The organism is Streptomyces sp. NPDC003691, assembly GCF_053981115.1.
On the sequence record NZ_JBSFNQ010000072.1, the window covers coordinates 24899 to 37677 of the forward strand.

12 protein-coding genes are annotated in these 12779 nt (G+C 72.9%); 2 read left to right on the top strand and 10 right to left on the bottom strand.

Features of this window, described 5'->3' with window-relative positions; all coding sequences use genetic code 11:
* Positions 1–10 precede the first annotated feature (10 nt).
* From aroC to mltG, 3 genes are all read right to left on the bottom strand, one after another.
* A complete protein-coding gene (aroC, locus tag ACWDR0_RS26825; RefSeq protein WP_456354340.1) occupies positions 11–1195 on the bottom strand; it encodes a chorismate synthase in 1185 nt (394 codons plus the stop codon).
* Between the two features lie 213 nt (positions 1196–1408).
* Positions 1409–2278 (bottom strand): shikimate dehydrogenase, encoded by an 870-nt coding sequence (locus ACWDR0_RS26830; RefSeq protein WP_456354351.1) that lies wholly within the window; start codon positions 2276–2278, stop codon positions 1409–1411.
* A gap of 20 nt (positions 2279–2298) precedes the next feature.
* Positions 2299–3759 (bottom strand): endolytic transglycosylase MltG, encoded by a 1461-nt coding sequence (gene mltG, locus ACWDR0_RS26835; RefSeq protein ID WP_456354341.1) that lies wholly within the window; start codon positions 3757–3759, stop codon positions 2299–2301.
* Here mltG and ACWDR0_RS26840 point away from each other — a divergent pair.
* Positions 3751–4374: a hypothetical protein gene (locus ACWDR0_RS26840; protein ID WP_456354342.1), complete on the top strand. Its 624-nt coding sequence runs from the start codon at positions 3751–3753 to the stop codon at positions 4372–4374. The genes mltG and ACWDR0_RS26840 overlap by 9 nt on opposite strands.
* 35 nt (positions 4375–4409) lie before the next feature.
* Here ACWDR0_RS26840 and ruvX read toward each other — a convergent pair whose 3' ends face one another.
* From ruvX to rpsD, 5 genes are all read right to left on the bottom strand, one after another.
* Positions 4410–4874 carry a Holliday junction resolvase RuvX gene (ruvX, locus tag ACWDR0_RS26845; RefSeq protein WP_456354343.1) on the bottom strand — a complete coding sequence of 155 codons (465 nt, stop codon included), beginning with the start codon at positions 4872–4874 and terminating at the stop codon, positions 4410–4412.
* Positions 4871–7540 (bottom strand): alanine--tRNA ligase, encoded by a 2670-nt coding sequence (gene alaS / locus ACWDR0_RS26850; protein ID WP_456354344.1) that lies wholly within the window; start codon positions 7538–7540, stop codon positions 4871–4873. The genes ruvX and alaS overlap by 4 nt, the downstream gene beginning before the upstream one ends.
* Positions 7540–7917, bottom strand: coding sequence for a DUF6167 family protein (locus ACWDR0_RS26855; RefSeq protein ID WP_456354345.1), 378 nt, complete (start codon positions 7915–7917; stop codon positions 7540–7542). Before ACWDR0_RS26855 ends, alaS begins: the two co-directional genes overlap by 1 nt.
* Positions 7918–7923: 6 nt before the next feature.
* On the bottom strand, positions 7924–8385 hold the full coding sequence (locus tag ACWDR0_RS26860) for a DUF948 domain-containing protein (protein WP_456354346.1): 462 nt from the start codon (positions 8383–8385) through the stop codon (positions 7924–7926).
* 214 nt (positions 8386–8599) lie between these two features.
* A complete protein-coding gene (gene rpsD / locus ACWDR0_RS26865; protein WP_456354347.1) occupies positions 8600–9214 on the bottom strand; it encodes a 30S ribosomal protein S4 in 615 nt (204 codons plus the stop codon).
* A gap of 191 nt (positions 9215–9405) precedes the next feature.
* Here rpsD and ACWDR0_RS26870 point away from each other — a divergent pair, with 191 nt between their 5' ends.
* Positions 9406–10113, top strand: coding sequence for a DUF2470 domain-containing protein (locus ACWDR0_RS26870; protein ID WP_456354352.1), 708 nt, complete (start codon positions 9406–9408; stop codon positions 10111–10113).
* Between the two features lie 55 nt (positions 10114–10168).
* Here ACWDR0_RS26870 and ACWDR0_RS26875 read toward each other — a convergent pair whose 3' ends face one another.
* Positions 10169–11518 (bottom strand): replication-associated recombination protein A, encoded by a 1350-nt coding sequence (locus tag ACWDR0_RS26875; protein ID WP_456354348.1) that lies wholly within the window; start codon positions 11516–11518, stop codon positions 10169–10171.
* Between the two features lie 74 nt (positions 11519–11592).
* Positions 11593–12234: a vitamin K epoxide reductase family protein gene (locus ACWDR0_RS26880; RefSeq protein WP_456354349.1), complete on the bottom strand. Its 642-nt coding sequence runs from the start codon at positions 12232–12234 to the stop codon at positions 11593–11595.
* Positions 12235–12779: the final 545 nt, after the last annotated feature.

Below are 12779 nucleotides of genomic sequence, written 5' to 3' on the forward strand. Positions count from 1 at the left end.
AGCGGGGCGCTCACCGGATGTGCAGGTTGTCGAGGTAGGCGCGGACGTTGCGGCGGGTCTCGGCGACGTTGTCGCCGCCGAACTTCTCGGCGACCGCGTCGGCGAGCACCAGGGCGACCATGGCCTCGGCGACGATTCCGGCGGCCGGGACCGCGGCGACGTCGGAGCGCTGGTGGTGGGCGGCGGCGGCTTCGCCGGTGGTGATGTCGACGGTGGCCAGGGCCCGGGGCACGGTCGCGATGGGCTTCATGGCGGCGCGGACCCGCAGCAGTTCGCCGGTGGACATGCCGCCCTCGGTGCCGCCGGAGCGGCCGGAGGTGCGGCGCAGGCCCTCGGGGGTGGCGACGATCTCGTCGTGGGCCTGGGAGCCGGGGACCCGGGCGAGGTCGAAGCCGTCGCCGAGTTCGACGCCCTTGATGGCCTGGATGCCCATGAGCGCGGCGGCGAGGCGGGCGTCGAGACGGCGGTCCCAGTGGACATGGGAGCCGAGGCCGACGGGGACGTCGTACGCGAGGACCTCGACGACGCCGCCGAGGGTGTCGCCGTCCTTGTGGGCCTGGTCGATCTCGGCGATCATCGCCTTGCTGGCGTCGGCGTCCAGGCAGCGCACCGGGTCGGCGTCGAGGCGCTCGACGTCGGCGGGGGTCGGGTAGACGCCCTTGGGGGCCTTCGCCGCGCCGAACTCGACGACATGGGAGACGATCTCGATGCCCGCGGTCTCCTTGAGGTAGGAGCGGGCGACGGCGCCGAGGGCGACCCGGGCCGCGGTCTCCCGGGCGCTGGCGCGCTCCAGGATCGGGCGGGCCTCGTCGAGGCCGTACTTCTGCATACCGGCGAGGTCGGCGTGGCCGGGCCGGGGGCGGGTCAGCGGCGCGTTGCGGGCGAGTGCGGCCAGCTCGTCGGCGTCGACGGGGTCGGCCGACATGACCTTCTCCCACTTGGGCCACTCGCTGTTGCCGACCATGATCGCGACCGGGGAGCCGAGGGTGAGGCCGTGGCGGACCCCGCCGATGAACGTGATCTCGTCACGCTCGAACTTCATCCGCGCGCCGCGACCGTACCCGAGGCGCCGCCGGGCGAGGTGGTCGGCCACCAGCTCGGTGGTGACCGGGACACCGGCGGGAAGTCCCTCCAGCGTCGCCACCAGTGCGGGTCCGTGCGATTCCCCCGCGGTCAGCCAACGCAACCTGCTCAACGGTGCTCCTCATGCTCGCGCCTCGAACTGCGGGCCCGGCCGGATGCGCGGCCCCGGCCCGCCCGCTCCGATCCTCCCATGGACCGGGCCCGCCCCCGTGCCCGGTCCAGTAATCGGACGGTGGGGGCGGCGCCGGATCCGGGCCGTCGGCCGCTCCGCCGAGAGCCCGGGACCCGGCGGCCGGGACGGGGCGGGGCGGCCGGGACGGAGCGGTCAGCGGGCGCGCAGGGCCCGCTCGCCCGCCTCGCGCATCACGGCGAGCGGCGCGGGGCCGTGCCCGGTCATCAGCTCGACCTGGAGGACGGCCTGGTGGACGAGGAGGTCGAGGCCGCCGGTGACGGCTCCGCCGCGGTCGGCCCAGACGGCGGCGAGCGGGGTGGGCCAGGGGTCGTAGAGGACGTCGAAGAGGGTGCCGGGGCGTTCGGGCACCCGGTCGGCGAGGGCGTCGGCGGCCCCGGCGGGGGTGGTGGCGATCACCAGGGGGGCGTCCAGGGCCCCGGCGGCCCGCTCCCAGTCCTCGGTGCGGACGTCGAGTCCGAGGCGCTCGCCCCAGCCGCGCATCTCGGCGGCGCGGGCCGGGCCCCGGACGTACGCGGTGACGGGGCCGTCGCAGATCCGGGCGAGGGCGGCCAGCGCGGAGGCCGCGGTGGCACCGGCGCCGAGGACGGCCGCGGCGGGCACGGTGGTGACGCCCCGTTCGCGCAGGGCGGCGACCATTCCGGGGATATCGGTGTTGTCCCCGGTCAGCGCGCCGTCCGCGCCCCGGACGACGGTGTTGACGGCCTCCACGGAGGCCGCCGTGGGGCTGATGCCGTCCAGCAGCGGGATGATCGCCCGCTTGAGCGGCATGGTCAGCGAGAGCCCCGCCCAGCCGTCGTCGAGACCGCGGACGAAGCCGGGCAGGGCGGCCTCGTCGATCTCGAAGCGGTCGTACGTCCACTCCGTGAGCCCCAGCGCGGTGTAGGCGGCACGGTGCAGCACGGGTGAGAGCGAGTGCGCGATCGGTGATCCCAGGACCGCCGCGCGCCGTTTCGCCGTACCGTCCGTCCGGCCGTCCGCCGCTCCGCTGCGTCCTGGGGTCACGCTGGTCACGCCGGTCACTCCTAGTTGTTCTTCTTCAGCTCTTCCAGATACCTCTCGCGGGCCCTGGCGTGCTCCGCGTGCGTCTCCGAGAAGACCGTCTCGTCCTCGGTGACCGAGACGAAGTAGTACCAGCCGCCCTCGGCCGGCTTCAACGTCGACTGGATGGCGACCGCGCCCGGGTTGCCGATCGGGCCGGGCGGCAGACCCACGATGCTGTAGGTGTTGTACGGGTGCTTGAACTTCCGCACCTTGTCGACACTGCCGATCTCGAGCTTGCTCTCGCCCCTGGCGTAGTTGACGGTGGAGTCGAAGTCGAGCAGGCCGTTGGTCTCGGTGTTGTCGGGCTTGAGCCGGTTGTAGACGACCCGGGCGACCTTGTCGAAGTCCTCCTTGTACTTGCCCTCGGCCTGCACCAGGCTGGCGACGGTCACCACCTGGAGGGGGTTCTTCAGGCCCATCTCCCCGGCCTTGGCCACCACGCCGGCCTTGGTGTACTCCTGGTTGGCGCGGGCGACCATCTTCTTGAGGACGGCCTCGGGCTTCATGCCCTTGGCGGCGGGGTAGGACGCCGGGAAGAGGAAACCCTCCAGGGGATCCTGGATATCGGGTCCGCCCTTGGCCCAGGCCGGCAGCCCCAGCGTGGTCAGCTGATCCTTGGCGGTCTTCGCGGTGGTGCCCGCCTTGAGCTGGAGCCGTTTGTCGATCAGGGCGTAGATCTCGGCGTTCCGCTTGCCCTCGGGGATGATCATGTTGCTGCTGCTGCGCGGGTCGAGCATCGCCTTCACCGCGTTGGCGCCGGACATCTCCTTGGCGAGGGTGTAGACCCCGGCCTGGATGCCCTTGGCCCGCGGATTGCTGCTGGCCGCGGCGACGAAGGCGCCGGAGCTCTTGACGACGCCCTGCTGTTTCAGGATGCGGCCGATCTCCGTCAGCCCGGCGCCCTGCGGGATCTCGACGATGACCGAGCCGCTGCCCGCGCCGCTGTAGTCGGGGGCCGCGCCGAACTGGCCCTGCCAGAACTGGTAGCCGAAGTAGGTGACGCCGCCGAGGCCGCTGAGCAGGACGGCGGAGACCACCAGGCAGGCGCAGCCGTTGCGGCTCTTCTTCTTGGGGCGGCCGCCGCGGCGCTCTCCGTCGCCCGTGCCGTCGCCGCCGCGGCGGCGGGAGCCCCGGCCCGCGGCCGGGTCGTCGTCCGCGCCGGGGTCGTCGGAGCCGTCGCCGTCGTCACCGGAGAGGAAGGGGTGCTTCTCCTCCTCGGGCGCCTCGGCGTCCCAGCCCCCTTCGCGGGCTTCGGGCTCGGCGGGGCGCCGACCGGGGGGCTGCGGCGGGGGGTAGGCGTCGGGGGTGGCGTAGTGGTCGGTCTCGGCCTGGCCGTGGTAGCCGGGGACGGGACCGCTGTAGGTGTCGGCCGGGTTGGCGGCGTACGTGTCACCGGGCGCCGCCCCGTAGGCGACCCCCGCGGAGTCGGCCGGATGCGGCACCCGGCCCTGCTGCGGGGCCTGCGGGCCGGGGTGCTGGTGCGGGGCCTGCTGGGGGTCCCCGCCCTGCGGGTGCGCCTGCTGGGGGTACGGCTGCTGATGCGGGTCGTGCCCCTGGTGCTGGGCCTGGTGCTGGTGCGGGTCGTGCGCCTGGTGCTGCTGGGGGTACGGGGCCTGCTGCGGGTACTGGGCCGCGTCCCACTGGCCGTGGCCGCCCTGCACCGCCCCGTCGCCGTAGCCGGGCTGCCCGGCGCCGTACTGCTGCTGCTCCCCGGCGTAGTACGGCCCGCCGGGGTGCTGCTGGTGCTGCTGGTACTGCTGCTGCGCGGCCTGGTGCTGCCCGGCGTCGTACGGCTGCTGGGGCTGCTGGTACGGGTCCTGGACCCCGTAGCCCTGACCGCCCGGAGCCTGCTGGTGGTACTGCTCCTGGCCGCCGTACCCGTCCTGACCCGAAACGGCCTGCGGTCCGTACCCCTGATCGCCGTAGAGAGGGTCGTCAGGATGCCACGGTTCGGAGCCGGGGCCCCGGCCATAATCAGTCATCGATCCCCTAGGGCCGCGAGTCGGGCGGGTCTCTGCGTCCCGCTGTACGGTTCGGTGCGGCAGCTGTTCGAATAAGCCGCCCGATGGCGCGGAACGTTACCGTATCGCGATCAGACAATCCCTTCGACGCTCTCACCAGGGGGTGCGCCCGACGCCCGTTCGGACTCCAGCGCATTCTGGAGGATCACCACGGCGGCCGCCTGGTCGATGAACGAGCGGCCCTTCTTCGATGTCACCCCGGCGGCCCGCAGGCCCTGTCCCGCGGTGACCGTGGTCATCCGCTCGTCGACCAGGCGCACCGGCACCGGGGCGATGCCCCGGGCCATCTCCCGGGCGAAGGTCCGGACCTTGCCCGCCGCCGGGCCCTCCCGCCCGCTGAGCGAGCGGGGCAGCCCGACGACCACCTCGATGGGTTCGTACTCCTCGACGAGCGCGCGCAGCCGCCGGTGGGCGGCCGGGACATCGCGTCCCGGCACGGTCTCCACCGGGGTCGCGAGGACCCCGTCGGGGTCGCACGAGGCGACCCCGATCCGGGCGTCCCCGACGTCGATCGCGAGGCGGCGTCCGCGTCTCACGAGACCTCGGCCACCAGGCGCTCGACGGCGGCGACGGCGTCGTCCACGGCGTCCGGGTTCTGGCCGCCGCCCTGGGCGACGTCCGGCTTGCCGCCGCCTCCGCCGCCGAGGGTCTTGGCAGCGGTACGGACCAGCTCACCGGCCTTGAGCCCGCGCTCACGGGCGGCCTCGTTGGTGGCGATGACGGTCAGCGGACGGCCGCCCGCGACCGTGAAGAGGGCGACGACGGCGGGCCGGTCGCCGGGGATCCGGCCCCGGACGTCGAGGACCAGCTTGCGCAGGTCGTCGGCGGAGGTGCCGTCCGGCACCCGCTCGGCGACCAGGGCGGTGCCCCGGACGTCGCGGGCGCTCTCGGCGAGCCCGGCGGCGGCAGCCAGCACCTTCTCCGCGCGGAACTTCTCGATCTCCTTCTCGGCGTCCTTCAGCTTGGCGAGCATGCCGGAGATCTTCTCGGGCAGCTCCTCGGGACGGCCCTTGACCAGCTCCTGGAGCTGGGCGACGACCGTGTGCTCCCGGGCCAGGAAGTTGTAGGCGTCGACACCCACCAGGGCCTCGATCCGGCGCACGCCGGAGCCGATGGAGGATTCGCCGAGCAGCTTCACCAGGCCGAGCTGGGCGGTGTTGCCGACATGCGTACCGCCGCACAGCTCCTTGGAGAAGTCGCCGATGGTGACCACCCGGACCTGCTCGCCGTACTTCTCGCCGAACTCGGCGATGGCGCCCGCCTTCTTGGCGTCCTCCAGGCTCATGATCTCGGCCTGGACGTCCAGTTCGCGGGAGAGGACCTCGTTGATCCGCTGCTCGACATCGGTGAGGACCGTGCCGGGGACGGCGGCCGGGGAGCCGAAGTCGAAGCGGAACCGGCCCGGGGAGTTCTCCGAACCGGCCTGGGCCGCGGTGGGGCCCAGGGCGTCGCGCAGGGCCTGGTGGGTCAGGTGGGTGGCGCTGTGGGCGCGGGCGATGGCCCGGCGCCGCTTGACGTCGATGGCGGCGTAGGCGGAGGCGCCGACGGTGACCTCGCCGACCTGGACCGAGCCCTTGTGCACGGAGACTCCGGGCACCGGCTGCTGGACGTCGCGGACCTCGATCACGGCGCCGGAGTCGAGCCGGATCCGGCCCTGGTCGGCGAGCTGGCCGCCGCCCTCGGCGTAGAACGGGGTGCGGTCGAGGACGACTTCGACCTCGTCGCCTTCCACGGCGGCCGGCGAGGGCACGCCGTCGACGAGCAGACCGACGACGGTCGACTCGCCCTCCAGGGACCGGTAGCCGGTGAACTCGGTCCGGCCGGTGGTGTCGGCGACCTCGCGGTAGGCGGAGAGGTCGGCGTGGCCGGTCTTCTTGGCCCGGGCGTCGGCCTTGGCGCGGTCCCGCTGCTCCTTCATCAGACGGCGGAAGCCGTCCTCGTCCACGGAGAGGCCCTGTTCGGCGGCCATCTCCAGGGTGAGGTCGATGGGGAAGCCCCAGGTGTCGTGGAGGAGGAACGCCTTGTCGCCGGCGAGGACGGCGGAACCGGCCTCCTTGGCCTCGGTCACGGCACCGTCGAGGACATTGGTGCCGGCGTTGAGGGTCTTGAGGAAGCGGGCTTCCTCGGCAAGGGCGACGGCCTCGATCCGGCTGCGGTCCGTGAGGAGTTCGGGGTACTGCTGCCCCATGGTCCGGATGACCACGTCGACCAGTTCGGCGACGACCGGGCCGCCGGCACCCAGCAGGCGCATATTGCGGATGGCGCGGCGCATGATGCGGCGCAGCACATAGCCGCGGCCCTCGTTGCCGGGGGTGACACCGTCGCCGATGAGCATCACCGAGGTGCGGATGTGGTCGGCGACGACCCGCAGGGAGACGTCGGAGCCGTGCTCGGCGCCGTAGCGGACGCCGGTCAGCTCGGTGGCCTTGTCCATGACGACCCGGAGCGTGTCCGTCTCGTACATGTTCTGTACGCCCTGGAGGATCATGGCGAGGCGTTCGAGACCGAGGCCGGTGTCGATGTTCTTGGAGGGCAGGTCGCCGAGGATCGGGAAGTCCTCCTTGCCCTCGCCCGCGCCGCGCTCGTACTGCATGAAGACCAGGTTCCAGATCTCCACGTACCGCTCGTCGTTGACGGCGGGGCCGCCCTCCTCGCCGAACTCCGGACCGCGGTCGTAGTTGATCTCGGAGCAGGGTCCGCAGGGGCCGGGGACGCCCATCGACCAGAAGTTCGGGCCCATGCCCAGGCGCTGGATCCGCTCGGCGGGGACGCCGATGACATCGCGCCAGATCCGCTCGGCCTCGTCGTCCTCCTTGTAGACGGTGATCCAGAGCTTCTCGGGTTCGAGGCCGTAGCCGCCCTTGTCCCGGGGGCTGGTGAGCAGCTCCCAGGCGTACTTGATGGCGCCTTCCTTGAAGTAGTCCCCGAAGGAGAAGTTGCCGCACATCTGGAAGAACGTGCCGTGCCGGGTGGTCTTGCCGACCTCCTCGATGTCCGGGGTGCGGACGCACTTCTGCACGCTGGTGGCGCGCGGCGCGGGCGGCCGGCTCTCGCCGAGGAAGTACGGCTTGAACGGCACCATGCCCGCGTTGACCAGCAGCAGAGTCGGGTCGTCCGCGATGAGCGACGCGGAGGGCACGACGGTGTGTCCGCGCTCCTCGAAGAAGCTCAGCCAGCGGCGGCGGATCTCAGCCGACTCCATCAGTGGTCCTCATTCCGGTTGTACGTGTTGTACGTAGGGCGGGGGTGGTTCGGGCGGCCGGCGCGGGGGCTCCGGCCACGGGGGTCCCGGTCGCCGGCGGGGCCGCCGAGCGCGGGGCGGATCCGCTGGGCGGGCAGTTCGGTGCCGGGCGGTGCGTTCATGCCCAGTGCCTCCCCCAACTCCTCCTCGCGCTGGATCATTCCGGCGCGGACGTCGAGGGCGAACTCACGCAGCCGGTGCCCCGCGCCGACCGCGCGGTCGGCGGCCTGTGCGGCCAGGCTCTCGGGGGTGAGCTGCTGGATCTTGCGGTTGACCTTGGTGGTGGCCCAGACGCCGGCTGCGGCGCCTGCGGCGAACCAGAAGGTGCGGCGGAACATCGTGCCTCAGCCCTTTCCGCCCCAGCGGCCGCGCCCACCGCGCGCCGGGGGCACCGTACGTCCGACGACCACCGTGCGGGCCGCGCGCCCGCGGCGCCGGCCGCTGTCGTCCCCGGCCTCGCCGGAGGTGCGGCCCATCGCCTTGCGCACGCCGTACCCGAAGGCGGCGACCTTGACCAGCGGGCCGCCGAAGGTGGAGGCGACCGTGGAGGAGAGCGCCGAGGCGTTGGAGGTGACCTCCTGGACGTCCGTGGCGATCGCGTCGACCCGGTCGAGCTGCGTCTGCGCGGAGCGGACGGTCGCGGAGGCGTCGGTGAGCAGCGGCACCGCCCGTTCGGTCACCTCGGTCACGAGCCGGGTGGTCGCCCTGAGCGTCTGGGCCAGCCTCACCAGCACCACGGCGAGGAAGGAGACCAGGATCGCCCAGAAGACGGCCACCAGGATCCCGGCTACCTCTCCACCGGTCACGCTGCACCGCTTCCTGCTCGTCTCGGGGGTCCCCCGGGGACCCGGGGACACGTCCTTCCGAGCCTATCGCGATCCCGGTGGGGCCCCTACCGCATTCCCGGGGCTCCCCCGGTACGCGAAGGCCCGTCGCGGCCCCGCCGGAACGGCAGGGAGCGACGGGCCTTCGGGCGCACGCGGGCACCGGGTGCCCGGGAGACTTCCCGGGCGCGGTGGATCAGCGGGCGTAGTACTCGACGACGAGCTGCTCGTCGCAGATGACCGGGATTTCCTTGCGGTTCGGGTCGCGGTCCAGGCGGAACGCCAGCGCCTTCAGGTTGACCTGGAGGTAGCGCGGGGTCTCGCCGTCGGCGGCGAAGCCACCCTCACGCGCGACCTGGAACAGGGCCTTCTCGCGGGAGCGCTCGCGGACCGTGACGACGTCGTCCGGACGGACGCGGAACGACGGCTTGTCGACCTTGCCGCCGTTGACCTCGATGTGGCCGTGGACGACCATCTGACGGGCCTGGTAGATGGTGCGGGCGATGCCCGAACGCAGCACCAGGGCGTCGAGACGACGCTCCAGCTCGACGACCAGCGCCTCGCCGGTCTTGCCCTCGGCCTTGCGGGCGCGGTCGTAGGCGCGCGCCATCTGCCGCTCGCTGATGTCGTACTGAGCGCGCAGGCGCTGCTTCTCCATCAGACGGACCTTGTAGTCCGAGTTCTGCTTGCGGCCACGGCCGTGCTCGCCCGGCGGGTACGGACGGGCCTCGAAGTACTTGACGGCCTTCGGCGTCAGCGCGATACCGAGCGCACGAGACTTCTTGACCTTGGGACGCGACTGGTTAGGCACGTTCTCCAGACCTCCGATATAGGTTAGGTTAGGCTCACCTTACTCAAGGAGATCGCATGTCTCGCCCTGGGAACACCAAGCGCATCGCGGACAGCACAAAAGACGTCGACCCCGCTGCTGCGGATGTCGAGGCGACGGAGGTCCGATCAGCTCATGGTCAGCCGCGTCCCAGCGGGCTTGAATCCGCCCGGATGCCGTCAGCAGCCGAGCGCACACGAACTCTCGTACAGGGTACATGCTCCGCCGTGCTGCTCGTGACGGGCGTCGAGACCACCCGTTCGGAGCAGCTGATGCCGTCGGTCCGCACCGTCGGCCCCGACGGCGAGATCTTCCTGCTGCTGCCGGCCGACTCCCCCGCGGTACGGGCCGCCGCGCACGCCCAGGACGACGAGCTGGGCGCCGTACTGGAGATCACCGATGTGGCGCCGGTCTCCGTCCCGCACCGGATCCGGGCCCGCGCCTGGGTGACCGGGTGGCTCACCGCCACCCCCGGGGCCGCCGACCCCGGCACCGCGATGCTGCGGCTGGAGGTGGGCGAGCTGCGGGTGGACGATCTCTGGGGCACCGCCCCGGTCGACCCGGACGACTTCGCCCGGGCCGCTCCCGATCCGCTCTCCGGCCACGAGGCGGAGCTGCTCCAGCATCTGCACTCGGCGCACGGCGCCCGGATGCAGGAGCTGTGCGGACTGCTCGGGGAGCGTGCGGCCGCACTGGCCGGCCCCGGCGGCGACGGGCCCGCGCCGCGCGCCGTCCCGCTGGCCCTGGACCGGTTCGGACTGCGGGTGCGGTTCACCGGGAGCCACTGCTTCGACGCCCGCTTCGACTTCCCCGAGCCGGTCCGGGACATCACCGGGCTCCGCCGGGCGATGCACACCCTCTTCGAGGCGGCCGCCCACTGAACCGCGCTCCGCTTCCGTCCGGCGCGGCGGGCGGCCGGGCGGGCCGGGCCGCCGGTCAGTTGCCGCGCAGCCGCTCCCGTACCTTCTCCACCACATCGGCGTACCGCGCCTCCGCGCCGTGCCGGGTCGGTTCGTAGTACCGCTTGCCGTGGAGGGCGTCCGGCGCGTACTGCTGGGCGGCGATGCCGCCGGGGACGTCGTGCGGATAGACATAGCCCTGCGCATGGCCCAGGGACGCCGCCCCCTTGTAGTGGCCGTCCCGCAGATGGGCCGGTACGGAGCCGCCGAGACCGGCGCGCACATCGGCCAGCGCCGCGCCGATCGCCGTCGTCGCGGTGTTCGACTTGGGTGCCAGGGCGAGCGCGATCGTGGCATGGCTCAGGGTGAGCGCGGCCTCGGGGAAACCGATCATCGCCACGGCCTGGGCCGCGGCGACCGCCAGCGGCAGCGCATGGGGGTCGGCCGGGCCGATGTCCTCGCTCGCCGAGATCATCAGCCGCCGGGCGATGAACCGCGGGTCCTCCCCCGCGTCGATCATCCGGGCCAGATAGTGCAGCGCCGCGTCCACGTCCGAGCCCCGGATGGACTTGATCAGCGCGCTCGCGACGTCGTAGTGCTGGTCGCCGTCGCGGTCGTAGACCACCGCGGCCCGGTCGACCGTCTCCTCCACCGTCGCCAGGGTGATCTCCGGCTCGCCCTTGTCGATCGCGGCGCCCGCCGCGGCCTCCAGCGCGGTCAGGGCCCGGCGCGCGTCCCCGCCGGCCACCCTCAGCAGATGGGCCTCGGCGTCCTCCGGCAGCGCCACCGCGCCGCCGAGCCCGCGCTCCTCGGCGAGGGCCCGCCGCAGCAGCCCCCGGAGGTCGTCGTCGGTCAGCGGCTCCAGCGTCAGCAGCAGGGAGCGGGAGAGCAGCGGGGAGATCACCGAGAAGTACGGGTTCTCCGTGGTGGCGGCGATCAGGGTGACCCAGCGGTTCTCCACGGCGGGCAGCAGGGAGTCCTGCTGGGCCTTGGAGAAGCGGTGGATCTCGTCGAGGAAGAGGACGGTCTCCTTGCCGTAGCCGCCGGACGCCCGGCGGGCGCCCTCGATGACCGCCCGGACCTCCTTGACGCCCGCGGTGATCGCCGACAGCTCGACGAACCGCTTCTCGGTCGCCTTGGAGACCACGTACGCCAGAGTCGTCTTCCCGATCCCGGGCGGCCCCCAGAGGATCACGGACGAGGCACCCGCGGGGCCGCCGCCGCTCTCCCCCACCAGACGGCGCAGCGGGGAGCCGGGCCGCAGCAGATGCCGCTGGCCCACGACCTCGTCGAGGGTGCGCGGCCGCATCCGCACGGCGAGGGGTCCGGCGGTCGGGTCCTTTTCGGCGCGGTCTTCGGCGGCGGCGGTAAAGAGATCGGGCTCCACGCGGAAAGCCTAAGCCAGACCACCGACAGCGCCCCCGGACGGCCGGGGGCGCGGGGTGCGGGAGCCCGCCGGGCTCAGCTGGTCCAGAAGTCCCACCAGCGGGTCAGGATCAGCATGCCGATGATCCCGATCCAGAGCACCGGCGGTACCCAGTGGAACTCCAGCAGCCCGCTGCGGAGCCCCTCCGGGACCTTGATGATCCGGTGCCGGACGTTGTGCACGGTGACGTAGCAGAACATCACGATCGTGGCGGCCCAGGCCAGGGAGCACCAGAGACAGAGCGAGTTGATGTTGTACAGCGACTGGTACATCAGCCACATGCAGAAGCCGGCGCCGAAGAGGCAGCCCGCGTTCAGGCCGAGCCAGTACCAGCGCTTGTAGCGGGCGCCCGCGAGCAGTCCGAACCCGATGGCGATCACCATGGAGTAGGTGACCAGGCCCAGCATCGGATTGGGGAAGCCGAAGACGGACGCCTGTTCGCTCTTCATGATGTTGCCGCAGGAGACCACCGGGTTGAGGCTGCATCCCGGGGTGAAGGACGGGTCCTCCAGCAGCTTGAACTTGTCGATCGTGATCACCCACGCGGCGAGCAGCCCCGCCGCGCCCGTGATCACCAGCAGCCAGGCGAGGGAGCGGCTCGCGCCGATCCCGTCCCGGGCACCACCGGTCCCGGTCTGCTCGTCCGCGATCACGTCGTCCACCGCCACAGTCGCCATATCGATATCCCGTTTCCCTCGCTCCGGGCCCGCTCGGGCACGCGACATTGTGCCGTACGGTCCTGTGCGTCCGGCGCCGGGAGGACGGCGGGACCGCCGGACGGCCGGACCGGTCCCCCGTCGCGGGGTTCCGGCCCCGGGGGCCGTGCCGGGACCCGGGGCACAGCCGTCGGGGCCCGGTGGGCGGGGTGGGGACGGATTGCCGCCGGACGGCCCGGACCTGCGGTTCCGCCGGGGCCGGGGCCCGGCCGCACCTGATCCGGAGCGGCGGGCGTGCCAGCGGGCCGGCGGTGCCGGGAGGGCGGTTTCCGGGCCCCGTACGGCGGCCGGAAACCGCTGCCCGCGGTCCGGAACCGGCGTCGTCCGCCGGAATGAACCGGCACCCGCGGTGTTGACGCCGCGGGCGGGGCGGGCCCGGTCCCGGCGGGGGCGCCGGGGCCCGTCACCGTCCGCGGCGCCGGGACCGGGGTACGGCGGTCACCGCCGTATGCCGTACCCGGCGGCGGCCGCGCGGGCGCGTGATCACCCTGCCCCGGCCGCCGACC

Excerpts from the sequence above, each read along its gene's own strand:
- ACWDR0_RS26880 (WP_456354349.1), bottom strand. The coding sequence starts at position 12,234 with ATGGCGACTGTGGCGGTGGACGACGTGATCGCGGACGAGCAGACCGGG.
- ACWDR0_RS26870 (WP_456354352.1), top strand. The coding sequence starts at position 9,406 with ATGCCGTCAGCAGCCGAGCGCACACGAACTCTCGTACAGGGTACATGC.
- ACWDR0_RS26840 (WP_456354342.1), top strand. The coding sequence starts at position 3,751 with ATGCGGCACCCGGCCCTGCTGCGGGGCCTGCGGGCCGGGGTGCTGGTG.
- alaS (WP_456354344.1), bottom strand. The coding sequence starts at position 7,540 with ATGGAGTCGGCTGAGATCCGCCGCCGCTGGCTGAGCTTCTTCGAGGAG.
- ACWDR0_RS26855 (WP_456354345.1), bottom strand. The coding sequence starts at position 7,917 with ATGTTCCGCCGCACCTTCTGGTTCGCCGCAGGCGCCGCAGCCGGCGTC.